Origin of the sequence: Polynucleobacter finlandensis (assembly GCF_018881755.1) — a bacterium.
Classification (GTDB): domain Bacteria; phylum Pseudomonadota; class Gammaproteobacteria; order Burkholderiales; family Burkholderiaceae; genus Polynucleobacter; species Polynucleobacter finlandensis.
Genome location: NZ_JACVPS010000003.1, coordinates 86,365 through 103,344 on the forward strand (window position 1 = coordinate 86,365; position 16,980 = coordinate 103,344).

18 protein-coding genes are annotated in these 16,980 nt (G+C 47.4%); 8 read left to right on the forward strand and 10 right to left on the reverse strand.

Going from position 1 to position 16,980, the window contains the following annotated elements:
* Positions 1–2: 2 nt before the first annotated feature.
* Genes ICN49_RS02650 through fdxA form a run of 3 tightly spaced genes read right to left on the reverse strand, consistent with a single transcriptional unit; the run spans position 3 to position 2,219 of the window.
* Positions 3–797: a thymidylate synthase gene (locus ICN49_RS02650; RefSeq protein ID WP_216165546.1), complete on the reverse strand. Its 795-nt coding sequence runs from the start codon at positions 795–797 to the stop codon at positions 3–5.
* Positions 798–832: 35 nt separating this feature from the next.
* On the reverse strand, positions 833–1,876 hold the full coding sequence (locus ICN49_RS02655; RefSeq protein ID WP_216165547.1) for an NAD(P)/FAD-dependent oxidoreductase: 1,044 nt from the start codon (positions 1,874–1,876) through the stop codon (positions 833–835).
* A 19-nt stretch (positions 1,877–1,895) separates the two neighbouring features.
* A complete protein-coding gene (fdxA, locus tag ICN49_RS02660) occupies positions 1,896–2,219 on the reverse strand; it encodes a ferredoxin FdxA (protein ID WP_216165549.1) in 324 nt (107 codons plus the stop codon).
* Positions 2,220–2,340: 121 nt separating this feature from the next.
* On the opposite strand from fdxA, the gene ICN49_RS02665 reads away from it, so the two are divergent.
* The gene (locus ICN49_RS02665; protein ID WP_216165551.1) at positions 2,341–3,354 is read left to right on the forward strand and encodes a 2-hydroxyacid dehydrogenase; all 1,014 of its coding nucleotides are present in this window, start codon (positions 2,341–2,343) and stop codon (positions 3,352–3,354) included.
* Positions 3,355–3,371: 17 nt separating this feature from the next.
* On the opposite strand, the gene ICN49_RS02670 is transcribed toward ICN49_RS02665, so the two are convergent.
* The 5 genes from ICN49_RS02670 to ICN49_RS02690 form a co-directional block, all read right to left on the reverse strand.
* Complete coding sequence (locus ICN49_RS02670; RefSeq protein WP_216165553.1) at positions 3,372–3,665, reverse strand: hypothetical protein; 294 nt, start codon at positions 3,663–3,665, stop codon at positions 3,372–3,374.
* Between the two features lie 11 nt (positions 3,666–3,676).
* Positions 3,677–4,993, reverse strand: coding sequence for a molybdopterin molybdotransferase MoeA (moeA, locus tag ICN49_RS02675; RefSeq protein WP_216165555.1), 1,317 nt, complete (start codon positions 4,991–4,993; stop codon positions 3,677–3,679).
* The gene (mobA, locus tag ICN49_RS02680; RefSeq protein WP_216165557.1) at positions 4,990–5,595 is read right to left on the reverse strand and encodes a molybdenum cofactor guanylyltransferase MobA; all 606 of its coding nucleotides are present in this window, start codon (positions 5,593–5,595) and stop codon (positions 4,990–4,992) included. The genes moeA and mobA overlap by 4 nt, the downstream gene beginning before the upstream one ends.
* Complete coding sequence (moaA, locus tag ICN49_RS02685; RefSeq protein ID WP_216165559.1) at positions 5,595–6,710, reverse strand: GTP 3',8-cyclase MoaA; 1,116 nt, start codon at positions 6,708–6,710, stop codon at positions 5,595–5,597. The genes mobA and moaA overlap by 1 nt, the downstream gene beginning before the upstream one ends.
* An 83-nt stretch (positions 6,711–6,793) precedes the next feature.
* Positions 6,794–9,385, reverse strand: coding sequence for a ribonuclease E/G (locus ICN49_RS02690; RefSeq protein ID WP_216165561.1), 2,592 nt, complete (start codon positions 9,383–9,385; stop codon positions 6,794–6,796).
* 454 nt (positions 9,386–9,839) lie between these two features.
* Here ICN49_RS02690 and ICN49_RS02695 point away from each other — a divergent pair, with 454 nt between their 5' ends.
* The 3 genes from ICN49_RS02695 to ICN49_RS02705 are packed head-to-tail and all read left to right on the forward strand — an operon-like array spanning position 9,840 to position 12,557.
* Positions 9,840–10,859, forward strand: a complete 1,020-nt coding sequence (locus ICN49_RS02695) for an RluA family pseudouridine synthase (RefSeq protein ID WP_216165563.1) — start codon at positions 9,840–9,842, stop codon at positions 10,857–10,859.
* A gap of 19 nt (positions 10,860–10,878) precedes the next feature.
* A complete protein-coding gene (locus tag ICN49_RS02700) occupies positions 10,879–11,565 on the forward strand; it encodes an HAD-IA family hydrolase (protein ID WP_216165781.1) in 687 nt (228 codons plus the stop codon).
* Positions 11,566–11,597: 32 nt separating this feature from the next.
* Positions 11,598–12,557 carry a S49 family peptidase gene (locus ICN49_RS02705; RefSeq protein ID WP_216165565.1) on the forward strand — a complete coding sequence of 320 codons (960 nt, stop codon included), beginning with the start codon at positions 11,598–11,600 and terminating at the stop codon, positions 12,555–12,557.
* Positions 12,558–12,573: 16 nt separating this feature from the next.
* Here the strand turns inward: ICN49_RS02705 and ICN49_RS02710 are convergent, their stop codons facing one another.
* Entirely contained in the window at positions 12,574–13,347 is a 774-nt protein-coding gene (locus tag ICN49_RS02710; RefSeq protein WP_216165566.1) for an SAM-dependent methyltransferase, read from the reverse strand.
* A 12-nt stretch (positions 13,348–13,359) separates the two neighbouring features.
* Complete coding sequence (locus ICN49_RS02715; RefSeq protein WP_216165568.1) at positions 13,360–13,974, reverse strand: Maf family nucleotide pyrophosphatase; 615 nt, start codon at positions 13,972–13,974, stop codon at positions 13,360–13,362.
* Positions 13,975–14,017: 43 nt separating this feature from the next.
* Between ICN49_RS02715 and ICN49_RS02720 the strand changes: the two genes are divergently transcribed.
* From ICN49_RS02720 to ICN49_RS02735, 4 genes are all read left to right on the forward strand, one after another.
* Complete coding sequence (locus ICN49_RS02720; protein ID WP_216165570.1) at positions 14,018–14,599, forward strand: YceD family protein; 582 nt, start codon at positions 14,018–14,020, stop codon at positions 14,597–14,599.
* Positions 14,600–14,689: 90 nt separating this feature from the next.
* Positions 14,690–14,869 carry a 50S ribosomal protein L32 gene (rpmF, locus tag ICN49_RS02725; protein WP_011902241.1) on the forward strand — a complete coding sequence of 60 codons (180 nt, stop codon included), beginning with the start codon at positions 14,690–14,692 and terminating at the stop codon, positions 14,867–14,869.
* 85 nt (positions 14,870–14,954) lie between these two features.
* A complete protein-coding gene (plsX, locus tag ICN49_RS02730) occupies positions 14,955–15,968 on the forward strand; it encodes a phosphate acyltransferase PlsX (protein ID WP_216165572.1) in 1,014 nt (337 codons plus the stop codon).
* Positions 15,965–16,951, forward strand: coding sequence for a beta-ketoacyl-ACP synthase III (locus ICN49_RS02735; RefSeq protein WP_216165574.1), 987 nt, complete (start codon positions 15,965–15,967; stop codon positions 16,949–16,951). The genes plsX and ICN49_RS02735 overlap by 4 nt, the downstream gene beginning before the upstream one ends.
* Positions 16,952–16,980: the final 29 nt, after the last annotated feature.

Consider the following 16,980-nt stretch of genomic DNA (forward strand, 5'->3'; position numbering starts at 1 on the left):
TCTTAAATAGCTACTGGAGCTTTAATGTGTGGGTGAGATTCATAGCCGGCAATCTCAAAATCTTCAAACTCATAGTCAAATAGCGAGTCTGGTTTACGAAGAATTTTGAGTTTAGGTAGTGGATAAAAATCCCTGGAGAGCTGAAGATCTACTTGCTCTAAATGGTTGCTGTATAGATGACAATCACCACCAGTCCAAATGAAGTCGCCAACCTCTAAGTTGCATTGCTGGGCGACCATATGCGTTAACAAGGCATAGCTAGCGATATTGAAGGGTACGCCGAGGAAAATATCTGCACTGCGTTGGTAGAGCTGGCAAGAGAGCTTGCCATCGGCCACATAAAACTGAAAGAAGGCATGACAAGGTGCCAAGGCCATGCGAGGAATATCAGCAACGTTCCATGCCGACACAATAATGCGGCGTGAATCTGGATTTTTCTTAATCGTTTCCAGAATCTCAGAGATTTGATCAATATGCTGACCATTGGGTGCAGGCCAAGAGCGCCATTGGTAGCCATAGATAGGGCCGAGATCTCCATCTGGAGCAGCCCATTCATTCCAAATGGAAACACCACGTTCTTTTAGCCAATTATTGTCAGTACTGCCTTTGAGAAACCACAATAATTCATAAATGATGGATTTGAGGTGAAGCTTCTTGGTCGTGACCATCGGAAAGCCATCCGCCAAATTGAAGCGCATTTGATGCCCAAATACGGACAGCGTGCCAGTACCCGTTCTATCTGACTTTTTAACGCCCTTGGCTAGGACTTCCTTCATGAGATCGTGATATTGGTGCATAAATATTGTCTAAAGGTAAATGATGTAGATAGAGCTTACTCGAATGTAGGACTTTTTACCCCAAGTGCTTTATGAAGCTTGGGGGAGGTGGTGGTGTATTGCAGTTGAATCTGTTTCTCAGGGTGAAGATATTCAGCGGCTGCAAAGGCTGCCAGTGCTGCCTCATGAAAGCCAGACAAAATAAGCTTCTTTTTCCCCGGGTAGATATTGATATCACCCACTGCATAAATTCCGAGGGTGCCAGTTTGAAAGGTGGCGGTATTGACGGTGATTTGTTTGCGATCGATCTCCAGACCCCAGTCCACAATAGGACCCAATTTTGGAGATAAGCCAAAAAATACCAATACATCGTCCACTGGTATTTGGTGGGTATTGCCATCAATATCAGCCACACTCACTTCGCTCAGGCGATCATTGAGAACTTCGTAGCCAGTAGGTTGCCCAACGATGAACTCCATCGCATGTGTGGCGCAAAGTTCGCGCATTCTGGTAATCGATTTTGGTGCCGCTTTGAAGTCATCTCTGCGATGAATCAGAACAACGCTTTTAGCCTTGCCAACAAAATGCAGCGCCCAATCTAGGGCTGAGTCACCGCCACCAAAAATCACAATACGTTTGTCTTGAAATCGTTCTGGATCTTTGACGCTATAAAAAAGTTGTTTTCCCTCAAAAGCCTCAATGCCATCTAACTTAAGGGTGCGAGGCTGAAAGGCGCCAACACCAGCTGCAATGAAAACTGTTCTGCTGATGAATTCTTTACCAAGTGAGGTGACTAGTTTGAGACGGCCATCCTCTTGTTGCTCAAGAGATATGACTTCTTGCCCCAGATGAAATTGTGCGTTAAATGGCTCAATTTGCTTAAGCAGGTTATTGGTGAGCTCTTGCCCTGTACATACCGGTATTGCTGGGATGTCGTAGATCGGCTTATCGGGATACAGTTCTACGCATTGACCACCCGGTAATGGTAGCGAGTCAATCACGTGTGCTTTGATTTCTAGAAGGCCTAGTTCAAAGACCTGAAAGAGACCTACTGGACCGGCGCCAATAATGACTGCGTCGGTTTCAATAGGCTGTTGCAATGCTAAATCTCTTGGCTAATTACTTAGCTAGTTGATCAAGCTTGTTTTTAACATCTTTCCACTCATCCGCATCCGGCAATGCAGCTTTGGATTTGGTGATAGAGGTAAACGATGGGGACAAGTCGGCATTGAGCTTGATGAAATCTTGTTGGTCGCCAGGAACATCATCTTCTGCATAGATGGCATTTACGGGACATTCTGGAACGCACACGGCACAGTCAATGCACTCGTCTGGGTCAATCACTAAAAAATTAGGACCTTCGCGGAAGCAGTCAACGGGGCAAACGTCAACGCAGTCAGTGTATTTGCAGCGGATACAGGATTCAGTAACAACGTAAGTCATGATGTTTTTGGATTAAGGGCCCGCGAGTTGCATGGGCTAGTATTTATAAAAGTTCAATTTTAGCCGAATTAGCCTGTTTTTCAGGCAAAAGCTGCAATTTACTTAAGGTAAAGTTCCAGACATGACTATTTCAACAAATACCCAATCTATGACCAATAAACCCAAAATTTTGGTGGCCAGAGCCATATTCCCTGAGGCGCTTGCTAAATTGGAGGAATCCTTTGAAGTTCGATCAAACCAATCTGACCAAATTTTTACGCCTGCAGAGCTACAAAAGGAGCTTGCTGGAGTTGTAGGGGCTTTAGTAACGGGGAGCGAAAGAATTGATGCCAATGCCTTATCGGCAGCAAATGGTTTAAAGGTAGTGGCTAATATTTCTGTTGGCTATAACAATTTTGATGTGACGGCTATGAGCGCTGCTGGAGTGATAGCAACCAACACACCAGATGTATTAACCGATACCACTGCTGATTTTGGCTTTGCTCTTTTAATGGCAACAGCGCGTCGCATCACCGAGTCTGAACATTGGATTCGTGCTGGTAAATGGGATCAGTGGTCGATTGTGAATAATCCTCTAGGGATGGATTTGCATCACAGTACGCTAGGCATTATTGGCATGGGACGCATTGGTCAAGGCATTGCAAAGCGAGCATTAGGTTTTGGAATGAAAGTGATTTATCACAATCGCAGCCGCCTCTCCGAGGTAGATGAAAAGGCATGTGGCGCAAGTTATGTCTCTAAGGAAGATTTATTGCGTAATGCAGATCATGTGGTTTTGGTTTTGCCTTACACCGCTGAAAATCATCATACGATTGGCGCAAAAGAAATTGCCTTGATGAAACCGACTGCAACCCTTGTCAATATTGCGCGCGGGGGGATTGTGGATGATCTGGCTTTGGCTCAAGCCTTAAAAGCAGGAACCATTTTTGCTGCCGGCTTGGATGTGTTTGAGGGCGAACCCAAAGTCAATCCAGAGTTACTAAAATTGAGTAATGTTGTCTTGGCTCCGCATATTGCAAGTGCAACTGAAACAACACGTAGAGCAATGGTTGATCTTGCGATTGAAAATTTACGTGCTGCTCTCGATGGCAAGACGCCACCAAGTTTAATTAATAAGGAATTATTTAAGGCTTAGAGAACTAAAAATTGAAACTACTCAGTTTCAATTTCTTCGTGAAGTTCTTTGATTGCGATTTCAATACCACCAAAGGTATCTGCAACCCAGTTGTAGACCTTGCATGCAATCCACAGCAAACCAAAGCCAAGCAAGGCATTGAGGATGAGTGCAGAAAGCACGGTAAATCCAGGGATCGCACCATCTCGAATGAAGGCTACAAAGAGAGCCAACAAAACAATTGGAACAGAAAAACATAGATAAACCAAAACGAGTGTTTTGGCGGTGTGCATTGGGTCTAGGAAGACGATTTCTTTTTTGCTAAGTTTCATGAGGAACAATCTTAAAGCAGTCCATCAAAAAGCGCTACATCTACCCAATCCCCAGCCGCAATATTTCCCTGATCGTGGTGAAGAATCACAAAGCAGTTGGCTTCACTCATAGAGCGCAAAATTCCAGCGCCTTGGCTGCCGGTGAGTTTGACTGTGGGTTTGCCATCTTTGCCACGCCCCAAAATGGCGCGTTGGAATTCTGTACGGTCAGGCTTCTTGCGGATTGCCGACTCCGAGATAGCTTGGGTTAATGGTGGTTCAGTCTGTGCGGCGCCATTGAGTTGCAAAAGTGCTGCACGGACAAACTGGTAGAAGGTGACCATGACGGCAACTGGGTTGCCAGGCAACCCAAAGAATAGGGTCTTGTGAGGTGATGATTGGCCTGCTATAGGCTTGAGGGTGCCAAATGCCATCGGTCTACCGGGGCGCATTGCAATTTTCCAGAATCCAACATCACCCAGATCTTGCATGATTTGCTTGGTGAAGTCGGCCTCGCCAACAGAGACTCCTCCCGAGGAAATGAGCACATCGGCAACTTTGGCTGCATTACAAAATGCCTCTTTGAGAGATACGGGATCATCGCGGACGATACCGCAGTCAATGATCTCGAGATCTAAGCGATTTAATAAACCAGTGAGGCTGTAGCGATTGCTATCGTAAATGCTACCCGCGTCTAAAGCTTCTCCAAGGGTACGTAATTCATCACCGGAGGAGAGGATAGCAACCTTGAGTTTGCGATGCACTTTCAGAGTAGCAATGCCTAGTGAAGCCGCTAAGCCCAAATCAGAGGGGCGCAAGAGTCGTCCGGCCTCAATTGCTGGCTTGCCATTTTGCAGATCCTCACCGCGAAGGCGGCGATTCTCGCCAGGCTTTAGTAGGCTCTGTTTGAACTCAATCGATGCATCGCTTGGAGTGCTTGTGAGTTCTTGTGGAATAACGGTGTCACAGCCATTGGGCATCAGGGCCCCAGTCATAATCTTGAGACACTCTCCGGCACCGATATTGCCCTCAAAAGGCTTTCCTGCATAAGCAGTGCCAATCACCTTTAATGAAACGATATCTTCAGAATTTCCAAGGCAATTCCCATGAAAGGCATAGCCATCCATTGCCGAGTTATCTGCAGATGGCACATCGATTGGTGATAGCAAATCTTCAGCCAAAATGCGATTGATCGCTTGGTCTAAAGAAACCAATTCAATAGCGCTTTGGCTAGTAATGTTACGAGCTTCTGCAAGTAGATCTTTAACTAAGTCGGAAATTGCTTTGCGCGCTTCATCAACATGTAATGAAGAGCTTAAGAGGATTGGATCATTGGGAGAATGTGTCATTTGGACATCGCCTCTAAATGCTGCAGTTCTTCTGGGGTATTCACGTTTGCAAAGGCTTTAGCATTTTCAAAGATAACAGTGCTAGTGCGTAGCTCCTTAAACCAATTGTCAATTTTGAGATCACCTTTACTGAGAAATTCCTTTAATGAGCTCTTTACATCACTACGCATGAAACAAAAGACAGGCTGCGCCCAGATTTTTCCACTGGCTTCTTTGGTTGAGGCGTAAACCAATTGGTAGTTACCGCTTTCAAGCTCCTCTGCAAGCTTTGCGCATAGGTCAGGTGGCATCAGTGGCGAGTCACAAGGCGAGGTCACTAGGTAAGGCGTTTTGCAGACCTTTAAGCCTGCGAGGAATCCAGCTAAGGGACCTGAAAAGTCAGGTGCCTCATCCACAATCACTGGATATCCATAAATAGAATATTTGGTGATATTGCGGTTTGCGTTAATCAGAATTTGACCAACTTGACTCTTTAGGGCCTGTATCGCTGACTCAATCAACGCTTTGCCATGAAAGGGAATTAAGCCCTTATCAATGCCACCCATACGCTGGGCGCGGCCACCAGCCAAAATCAGTCCAGTAATGTGATCTGCAGAAATCATTAGCCGCCAATGTAAGACATCTCAACCTTGCGATGGCCAGAGGCTGGACTTGCAGTATGAGAACCACGCACTTCAGAATAATGATCATCACGACCTGCCCATGTTGACATGATGGCATTGGCGATTTCTAAATCTGTCTTATCTGAACGAAGCATGGTTTTGAAATCAAAACCCTCATTAGCAAATAAGCAAAGATACATTTGTCCGTCAGTGGAGATGCGTGCACGTGTGCATTCGTGACAGAAAGTTTGAGTGACGCTAGAAATCACGCCGATCTCGCCAGAACCATCGACATAGCGCCAGCGCTGTGCAACTTCACCCTGGTAGTTCGCATCAATTGGCTCTAGCGGAAATGCTGCATGAATTCTGGCAATGACTTCTTTGGATGGGAGGACCTGAGTCATATCCCAGCCATTAGAGCTACCGACATCCATAAACTCGATAAATCTCAGAACAATGTTGCTGCCTTTGAAGTGCTTTGCCATGGCTAAGATCTCATGGTCGTTCGTACCCTTCTTAACCACCATATTCACTTTGATGCTAGAGAAGCCGACTTCTTGGGCTGCAGCAATGCCAGCTAAAACATCATGTACCGGAAAATCCACGTCATTCATTTTTTTGAAGATCTCATCGTTCAGACCATCAAGGCTCACAGTGATGCGATTTAGACCAGCATCTTTTAGCGCGCGTGCTTTTTTACGCAAGATGCTGCCATTGGTTGTCAGGGTGAGATCTAGCGCGCTTCCAGATGGCGTGCGAATCGTTGCCAACATCTCAACGAGTACTTCTAGATTCTTGCGAAGTAAAGGTTCTCCGCCTGTTAACCGAATTTTTTCAATGCCCAAACTTGCAAATATAGAGCTCAGTCGCGCGATCTCCTCGAAGCTGAGAAGTTCTTGGTGAGAGAGGTAGGGGTAGCTCTGATCAAATACTTCCTTTGGCATGCAATAGGTGCAGCGGAAGTTGCAGCGATCAGTTACCGATATGCGTAAGTCACGAAGAGTGCGCCCACGTAAATCTTTGGTGTGGGAATGGGCTGGAACTAATTTCCCAGGAATGGACGGCGTAAGGCCTTTGCCTTCATCGATCCGAATAGGGATTACTTTATCAACCATAAGGGGATTATGGCTTTGAAACGGAGTTTCTGCCAAGTTGCCAAATACCCTTGTGAGATAAATGGCAACCTGGAGAAATCGTTTTAGACCGCTTTTTCTTGACCGCCGGTTTCAACCAAAACCATTGGGCCATCAGGCAAGCTTGCCGCTGGCTTAGGTGCTCTGCCTAAATTAGAAGCCACTGGCTCAGCCTTAATCTGGCTTTGCGCTTCTGCATGTTTGCTGGAGTCGGTTGCTACCCAAATCATTCCAGCAGATTGCACAACGCTATGCAAAGGAGTTTCTTCTAGCGCCTGGAAGGCAACCTTAGGAAGTTCTGGCATTGGCTTTGCGATCACTTCAATTGCGGGTGCCGCAACTGGAGCTGGAGTGGCAACTTGAGCAGGACGAGGTGCGCGTGGAGTTTTTTCTCCACGTGGTGCTCTTTCTGATCTTTCTTTAGGCTCACTGGCAGCCGGCTTGTTATTGCCAAAGCTATGCGCTAAATCCTTGGTTGGCATTGTTGCTGAAACACCAGCCATACCTACAGGAGGACCAGTAAATGAAGTTGTTACTGCAACAACAGAAGCAATCACTGCCTCACCATTGGCATCAGTACGCTCGCGTTGGCCACGACCACGACCGCGACGATTGCGACCACGACCACGACGCTGTTCATCACCTTCTGCGCTTGGGGCAGCTTCACCGTTTGGAGCGGCTTCAGTTGCTGGTGTTACAGCGGCTTGGCTACGAGGTGTTTCTGTACGCTCTGGCTTTGGACCATTCTGGTTACGGTTGCCATTGCGACCGTTACGGTTGCGATTGCCACCTTCAGTCGTTGCACCTTCGGTAGCAGCAACTGCCGGACGCTCAGCACGTTCACCACGGCGACCACGATTACCGTTGCGGTTGTTGCGATCACCATTGCGACCTTGATTACGACCACGCGGTGCAACAGGTTCAGGCTTTGCTTCTGGCGTTGATGAGGAGAAGAGGCTCTTAATAAAGCCAAAGAATCCGCCCGAGCTTTCTACTTTAGCTGGCTCTCCACGTGCTGGGCGCGGCTGACTTACAGGCGCTGGAGCATTAGGTGTAATACCCTTAACAGCAGCCTCTGGGCGAACCTTCACGTCTGCATCTTTTTTGCTAACAGTGGTGTCGGTCTCGAGTTCGCGGGCAGCTTCTTCAGCCATTACATAGCTGGCTTTTTGATCGTCAAGACGTGGGTCGTCATGACGTAAGCGCTCAAGCTTGTAATGCGGCGTTTCTAAATGCTTATTAGGAATCATTAAGACATTGACCTTGAAACGAGTCTCAATCTTGATAACTTCAGGGCGTTTCTCGTTGAGCAGGAATGCCGCTACTTCAACTGGCACCTGAGTATGAATCGCCGCCGTATTTTCTTTCATTGCCTCTTCTTGAATAATCCTCAAGACTTGCAATGCTGATGATTCAGTATCACGAATATGACCTGTACCGTTACAACGTGGGCAGGTGACATGGCTACCTTCAGAGAGGGCAGGTCGCAAACGCTGACGTGACATTTCCATCAGGCCAAATTTGGAGATCTTGCCCATTTGAACGCGAGCACGGTCATGACGTAGAGCATCGCGTAGGCGATTCTCAACATCCTTCTGCGCTTTGCTCGATTCCATATCAATAAAGTCAATGACGATCAAGCCACCCAAGTCACGTAAACGTGCTTGACGAGCGATTTCATCGGCAGCTTCTAAATTGGTGCGGGTAGCAGTCTCTTCAATATCAGAGCCGCGGGTAGCGCGTGCAGAGTTCACGTCAACTGATACCAAGGCTTCGGTATGGTCGATCACAATGGCGCCGCCAGATGGCAATGGCACTGTGCGTGAGTAGGCTGTTTCAATTTGATGTTCAATTTGGAAGCGTGAGAACAAAGGCACATCATCTTGATAGCGCTTCACTCTTGGCAGATTGTCTGGCATGACTACCGACATAAATGCTGCAGCTTGCTCATAGATGTCATCGGTATCGATGAGGATCTCGCCGATATCAGGCTGGAAGTAATCGCGAATTGCGCGAATCACCAAACTAGACTCAAGGTAAATCAATAATGGTGCTGAGTTGCCTTTGGCGGCCTCATCAATGGCGCCCCATAACTGCATGAGGTAACTTAAATCCCACTGTAATTCAGTGGCATCACGGCCAATACCAGCAGTACGAGCAATGATGCTCATGCCATCTGGTATATCCAATTGGGACATTGCGTCGCGGAGTTCTTGACGGTCTTCACCTTCAATGCGACGGGATACGCCGCCTCCACGTGGGTTGTTTGGCATCAAAACCAAATAACGACCTGCTAGGGAGACGAAAGAGGTGAGGGCAGCGCCTTTTTGGCCGCGCTCTTCTTTTTCTACCTGAACAATGATTTCTTGACCTTCGCGCAGCGCTTCTTTGATGGAAGCATTGCGGACGTCGATACCTTCTTTAAAGTAGGTGCGCGCAACTTCCTTAAATGGCAGGAAGCCATGACGCTCTTCACCGTAATTTACAAAGCAAGCTTCGAGCGATGGCTCAATGCGAGTAATAACACCTTTGTAAATGTTGCCTTTGCGCTGTTCGCGACCGGCAGCTTCGATATCAATATCAATGAGTTTTTGACCATCAACGATGGCAACTCGCAACTCTTCTTGTTGAGTTGCATTAAACAACATGCGTTTCATAACACTCTCTCCTATGGGGGAGGGCGTCGTTGCGGCGGTGCGTTAGGGGCAGTTATAAGCACTTGGGGCATAGCCCACCGGTGGCTTTATGAGTGTGGATCAAGCAAATCTAGGCATATCTTGCCTAGTACACCGGTTTAAACCTTGGTTCAATCGGTGCCACACTTGACGATCGCCGCAGAGACCTCCTTTAGGTCATCAATGCAGGCGCGCGCCTGAAAACTGTCTTCTAATCGCGGGTCGCGGCATACGGCACACCAACCCTGCGCCTCATTAAACAGGGGAGGGGCAACCCTGGGAGCCTATTAAGAGCGACTCCAAGCTCCACGATTCAAGCCTGACTTCAGGCTGGTCTCGGGCCAATAAATTGGCTAGAGCGTTGATTATACGGCACAAGTTGAATGACAATGGGGTATTGTTGAGTCCCTCGCCGAGGTGGCGAGAGAGATAAATCATGAAACCCGAATCCATTCCCAAGTCCGCAAACCCTAAAACCACCACTCCTGCAGTGGTTCTGATGCAGACTATTGGCCCAGAAGAGGCTGGTCAGCGCCTAGATAACTATCTACTGCGTTGGGCGAAAGGCGTTCCCAAAAGCCATGTTTACCGAATTATTCGCTCTGGCGAGGTTCGGGTAAACAAGAAGCGCGCTGAACCCACTACCCGCTTAATTGAGGGGGATATCGTGAGGTTGCCGCCCGTTCGTTTGGCTGAACCTGCTCAGATGGCTGCGGTGAATACCGCCCAAACCAAATCCCGTGCCAGGGGCTACTCAGACAAAATGCCCATCCTTTTTGAGGATGAAGCGCTCTTGATTGTGAATAAGCCATCCGGATTAGCTGTCCATGGTGGTTCTGGAATTGCCTTAGGTGTGATCGAAACTTTACGGATTACCCGTCCAGAATTGCATTTCTTAGAATTGGTGCATCGCCTAGATCGGGATACATCAGGCGTTTTATTGCTGGCTAAGAAGCGGAGTGCTTTAGTGGAGATGCATCGCCAGATCCGAGAAGGGCAGACGGATAAACGTTACTACCTGTTGGCACATGGCGAGATCGAGCAGGGAACGGGCGTCATGCAATTGAAATTCCCATTACATAAGTATTTATTAGCCAATGGCGAGCGCCGGGTGCGCGTAGATCCTGATGGTTTGCCTAGCCATACTGCTTTACGCGTGATCAAAACGATGAAGCGTGGAGATGCCGTCATTACCTTAGCTGAGGCCCAATTAAAAACAGGGCGCACCCACCAGATCCGGGTTCACTTGCAAAAGCTAGACCACTCGATTTTGGGTGATGACAAGTATGGCTTTGAAGATCAGGATAAGTTGATTAAATCCAAAAGACTCTATTTACACGCCCACTTAGCTGGATTTACGCATCCCCGCACCGGTGAAAAGATGCGCATTGAGTCGCCATTGCCTGCCGAGTTTGCGGCGATGATGAAAACCTTTGAAGTTCAAAGTGCTGACTAAGAGAATTACTTCAGTAGAGATGACAGAAACAACGAAGCCCGATAGACGGTATGACCTGGTAGTGTGGGATTGGGATGGAACCATCATGGACTCCACGCCAACCATCGTGCACTGTATTCAGCAAGCTTGTCGGGACTTGGGTTTTAAAGAGCCAGATGATTCTTTGGCGAGCTCAGTGATTGGTTTGGGTATTCATGATTCATTACGCAGGGCCGTCCCTTGGATTGAGCCAACCCACTTCCCTAAATTAACCGATCGCTTTCGTTATCACTATTTAGCGAAAGACCATGAGCTCCATTTATTCACCGGCATACGCGAGTTACTTGTGCAATTGAGAGCCGATGGTTATTTGCTCGGCGTTGCCACGGGCAAGTCTCGCGTGGGGCTTGACCGATCCTTGGGGTTTCACGACATTGGGCATTTGTTTCATGAAACCAGAACGGCTGATGAGTCCTTCTCAAAACCCCACCCTGGGATGCTGCTAGAGTTATCAGATGTTACCCAAGTACCGGTGCGTCGCATGCTGATGATTGGTGATACCACACATGATTTAGATATGGCGGCAAATGCTGGCGTGGATGCTGTAGCAGTGACTTATGGAGCCCATCCACCCGACACTTTAAAGACTTCACCATCGTTAGCGCATGTTGATGATGTTGAGCAATTGTCTCAATGGCTAAAAGAAAATTTAACTGCGCAAACTTAATGTGCACTCGCAAGACTGAGGAGCTGTAAAAGATGGATCGCAATCAAAACGAAAATGCCAATCAAAACTGGGAGCGTCAAGCACTTGAGCATTTGCTTTTGGAGAACTTAAAAGAGACTCGCAAGGCGCGCCGTTGGAAAGCAGTATTTAGAGTCCTGACATTACTCGTCATGATTGCTGTCGTGTTAGCCGTATTTGATGTTCATCTTCCCGGTCGTGGAATGACTACAGAAAAACATACCGCCCTGGTAGCGCTTGAGGGTGAGATTTCTTCGAGCTCGATGGCTAATGCGGCAGACATTAATGCATCTCTAACAGCTGCTTTTGAAAATGAACATAGTGCTGGCGTAGTGTTGCGCATCAACAGCCCTGGCGGATCACCAGTACAAGCCGGCATGATGAATGATGAGATTCATCGCTTACGCAAGCTCTATCCAGCCAAACCTTTCTATGTGGTTGTGGAAGATATTTGCGCATCAGGTGGTTACTACGTTGCTGTTGCTGGCGATCAAATTCTGGTTGATAAGGCCAGCTTAGTAGGCTCTATTGGTGTCATCATGGAGGGCTTTGGCTTTACGGGTTTGATGGATAAATTAGGCGTCACACGTCGCATGATTACCGCAGGTTCAAATAAAGGAATGATGGATCCGTTTAGCAAAGAAAATCCCAAGCAAGTAGAAATGATTAAGGGCATGCTCGATGAAATTCATCAGCAATTTATCGCCGTTGTAAAAGCAGGGCGCGGTGATCGCTTAAAAGATAATCCTGAATTATTTACTGGTCGCGTTTGGAGTGGTGAACAAGCTATCAAGATTGGATTAGCTGATGGCTATGGCACGGTTGACTCAGTGGCGCGCGATATCTTTAAGGCACCAGATATTTTGGATTACACCGTGAAAGAAAATTTTGCTGAGCGCGTGGCAAAACGCTTTGGTGCAGAAGCAGGCTCTGCAGCAGGCAAAGCTTTAATCAATAGCCCGGATTTGAAGTAAAAGGATCAATAAAAAACTAGGCCAGCAACAAAAATATAGCTGGTCGGTTTTGCAAAGATGCGCAAGCGGCCTCATTGGGGTAGCGCTTGCGCCATTCGGCAATACTCAAGGTAACAATCATTTCGGATGGCAGGCTAAGATCCATTCCAAGGCACAGCAAGGAATGTGGCACTAAAGAATTTAAGCAAGCCATCAGCATTGCAGTATTGCGATAAGGTGTCTCAATCCAGATCTGAGTCTGCTGCAATTTCTTAGATTCTGTTTCGAGTTGCTTGAGTCGTGCACTCCGTTCATGAGTCTCGTGTGGCAAATATCCCTGAAATGCAAAGCGCTGGCCATTCAGTCCACTCGCCATCAAGCCTAGCAGAATGGAGCTAGGACCTACGAGTGGCTTCACTTTTGCGCCAAGTTGATGTGCAGCCAGGACCAGTTCGGCGCCTGGATCTGCGACGCCTGGTACTCCAGCCTCCGACATTAAGCCAACATCATTTCCTGCAAGTAGTGGTTTCAATAAATCTGCGGGTTTAACTGTGTCGCCATACTTTGCATTACGAGCAGCGCCACGCCATTCATTCATTTGCATTTCTTGAATCGTGCACACCAATGGTGAAACACTGTCAACCGCCTTCAGAAAGGCCCGTGCTGTTTTAGCGTCTTCCACAATCCAGTGTTTGAGCTTGGCTGTTTGTGTGATCGTTTCGCTTGGCAATACCCAAGCCAATTGCTCTTCGCGTGCGTGCTCACCCAAAGTGTTGGGAATTAAAAAGAGGGTACCTAGCTTTGAACTCATGAGCTGCTTGTTTTAAGTATTTTCGGAGGTGGATTTCTTTTGGGGGATCACAAAACCTGCGTCCCGAAGTAATCCAGTTAAAGCAATTAAGGGTAATCCAATCAGTGCAGTTGGATCATCACTCTTAATTGCTTCCAGTAAGGTGATTCCCATTCCCTCGGATTTTGCGCTACCGGCACAGTCATACGGCTCTTCTGTGAGAAGGTAAGACTCTAAAATCTCATCGGATGATTTTCGAAAGGTGACTTCAGTAGGAATACTCAGAGTGGTTTCTATATTTCCTTTCATGACGCACAGAGCCGTATGAAAGGTGACTGTTGATCCGCGCATTAACTGCAGTTGCGCCATTGCTCTTTCAAAATTACCTGGCTTGCCAATCGCCGCACCACATAGATCGGCAACCTGATCTGAACCAATGACCCAAGCATTGGGGTGATCTTTGGCAACGGCTGCTGCCTTGGCTTTAGCCAGTCTCAGTGCTAAATCCAGCGTGCTTTCTCCTGGGAGGGGTGTTTCGTCTACCTTTGGTGAAATCACGGTAAACGGTATCCCTAAGCGCTCAAGCAGTTCGCGGCGATAAACCGAGGTTGAGGCGAGGATAAGGCTCGGATTGGATGAATTACTCATTGCTGCATGTACTTTCACTAATGCCTTCATTTAGACTGATGCCATGAATCGTAATCAAGTTTTACCTCAAGTTGAACTCTCTTCGGATGTTGGCGGTCTGCGCAAGGTCGATCTTTGCGCACATCAAGCTTACAAGGGCTATGGATTTTTGGGTATCCGGGATCTTCCAAGAGTTGCCGAAGGCGCTTCTATAGTGGAGGCTGGAGACGGTTTTCATTGGAAATTGGAGACTTATTTTGAGGATTCCCCGGGGTCTGAGCCACGTCAGTTTATGAATTTAGAGTTGAAAGGGCAAATCCACTTGGTTTGCCAGCGCTGCCTGAGAGATTGTCCTGTTGAGTTGTCAGAGGTACGGCGTTTTGCCTTGGTGGGGTCTGAGGATGAGGCCGATGCCTTTCCGATGGAGGATGACCAGCAAGAACCCTTGGTAGTCAGCCAGCATTTTGATGTCTTGGAAACGATAGAGGATGAGATTTTGCTGTCTTTACCCTTAATTCCGAAGCATCCTGAGGGGGTGTGTGAGGCACATGCCTCCACATTTGGAGCAGATGCAGGCGCATCTGGGGTGCTTGAAACACGTGAAAACCCCTTTAACATATTGAAAAGTATCAAGAAAAACTCTTAAGGCGGGGTCCAGCTCAGAATTACTTCGCCAGTAAATCAAGCATTTATGGGGTTTTTCATGTTAGAATATCGCCTTGCTTAGGAGTTCAATATGGCCGTCCAACAGAATAAAAAATCACCTTCCAAACGTGGCATGCACCGTGCGCACGACTTTTTGACCGCACCCGCTACGGCTGTTGAAGCCACAACTGGTGAGGCTCATTTGCGCCACCACATTTCACCAAACGGCTACTACCGTGGTCGTAAAGTTGTTAAAACCAAAAACGACTAATTTTTTTAGTCTAAATAGATAGAAGCGGCTCCAGAAAAAGCCGCTTTTTTCTTGGAAAAAACCACTTGCAGCATCTAACGACTTTATGAGCGTCACTCTTGCTATCGATGCCATGGGCGGAGATCATGGTGTGGTTGTTACTGTCCCTGCTTGTTGCGACTTTCTAGAAAAACACGCCGATGTGAAGATTGCCTTAGTTGGTGATCCGGAAATGCTCAAGCAGGCCTTGAGTCAGTTTCCCGCTGCTCCTATGGAGCGCATTCAAATTATTTTTGCTGGTGAAGTTGTTTTGATGGATGACCCCATTGAAGTTGCTTTACGTCGCAAAAAAGATTCATCGATGCGCGTGGCCATTGAGTTGGTAAAAGAGGGTAAGGCAGAAGCTATCATCTCTTCTGGCAATACTGGCGCCTTAATGGCAATTTCACGTTACATCCTAAAAACATTGGATGGCGTTGATCGTCCTGCTATTGCTACCGCTATTCCAAATGAATTAGGGCTCGGCACCACGATGTTGGATTTAGGTGCCAATGCCGATTGCGAGCCGATGCATTTATTGCAATTTGCCCAGATGGCCAATGTGATGGTGCAGGTGATGGATGGAAAACCAAGCCCTTCAATTGGCCTCCTAAATATTGGTGAAGAAGTCATTAAGGGTAACGAGGTTGTTAAGCAGGCTGGTGAACTTTTACGCGCCAGCAACTTAAACTTTTATGGCAACGTCGAAGGTAACGATATTTTTAAGGGCACGACAGATATCGTCGTGTGCGATGGATTTGTTGGCAACGTTGTCTTGAAAGCCAGCGAGGGCTTGGCAAAAATGATGAGCGGTTTAATTCGTCAAGAATTTAACCGTTCTTGGCTGACCAAATTAATGGCACTCTGCTCAATGGTGCCTTTATTAAGGGTTCGCAAGCGTGTTGATCATCGTCGCTACAACGGTGCTGTATTGTTAGGTTTACGCGGTTGTGTGATTAAGAGCCATGGCTCAGCGGACCGTTTTGCATTTGGCTTTGCCTTGGATCGCGCTTATGAAGCTGCGAAAAATCGCATGGTAGAGCGCATTGCCGCAGCCTTTGTAGTGGAGACGAAAGAATGAGTACGTATGCAAGAGTCGCTGGCACTGGAAGCTATCTTCCAGCACTACGTTTAACCAATCAGGATTTGGTTGAGCGTTTGGCGAAGACAGGTTTAGAAACGAGTGACGAGTGGATTACCACTCGTAGCGGAATTTCTGCGCGTCACTTTGCTGCTGAAAATGAACTGACGAGTGATTTAGCCACGAAGGCTGCGCAATCTGCTTTAACAAGCGCCGGCATTACTTCAGAAGATTTAGACCTCATTATTCTGGCGACATCTACGCCTGATCATTTGGGTGGATTTCCAAGTACAGCTTGTGTTGTGCAAGACAAGCTAGGTGCTCACACGGCCTGTGCTGCTTTTGATGTACAAGCTGTTTGTGCCGGCTTTACTTATGCACTGGCTATTGCCGATGCCTTTATTCGTACTGGTAGCTATAAAAAAGTATTGGTAATTGGTGCCGAGACCTTCTCGCGTATTCTGGATTTTCAAGATCGTGGCACTTGTGTCTTGTTTGGCGACGGCGCCGGCGCGGTCGTTTTAGAAGCCTCTGCAGAGCCCGGCATTCTCTCGACTGCACTTCATGCCGATGGTAGCCAGCGTGATATTTTGTGTGTGCCTGGACGCTCTGGAAATGGCGAGGTTCACGGATCTCCCTTCATGACGATGGATGGTCAGGCGGTTTTTAAATTGGCTGTTAAGGTTTTAGAGCAGGTGGCACATGAGGCTTTAGCAAAAGCCAATCTCAAGCCAGAGCAAATTGATTGGTTGGTGCCACATCAAGCGAACATTCGCATTATGGAGGGCACGGCTCGTAAGATGGGGATGTCAATGGACAAAGTGATCGTCACTGTCCATGAGCACGGCAATACTTCTGCAGCCTCCATTCCGCTAGCTTTAGATGTTGGCATTCGCTCTGGTCAAATTCAACGTGGCCAACACCTTTTATTAGAAGGTGTCGGAGGCGGTTTTGCTTGGGGTGCTGTTGCTCTGAAGTATTAAGTAATTGATTCACCATTCAATGATTACCA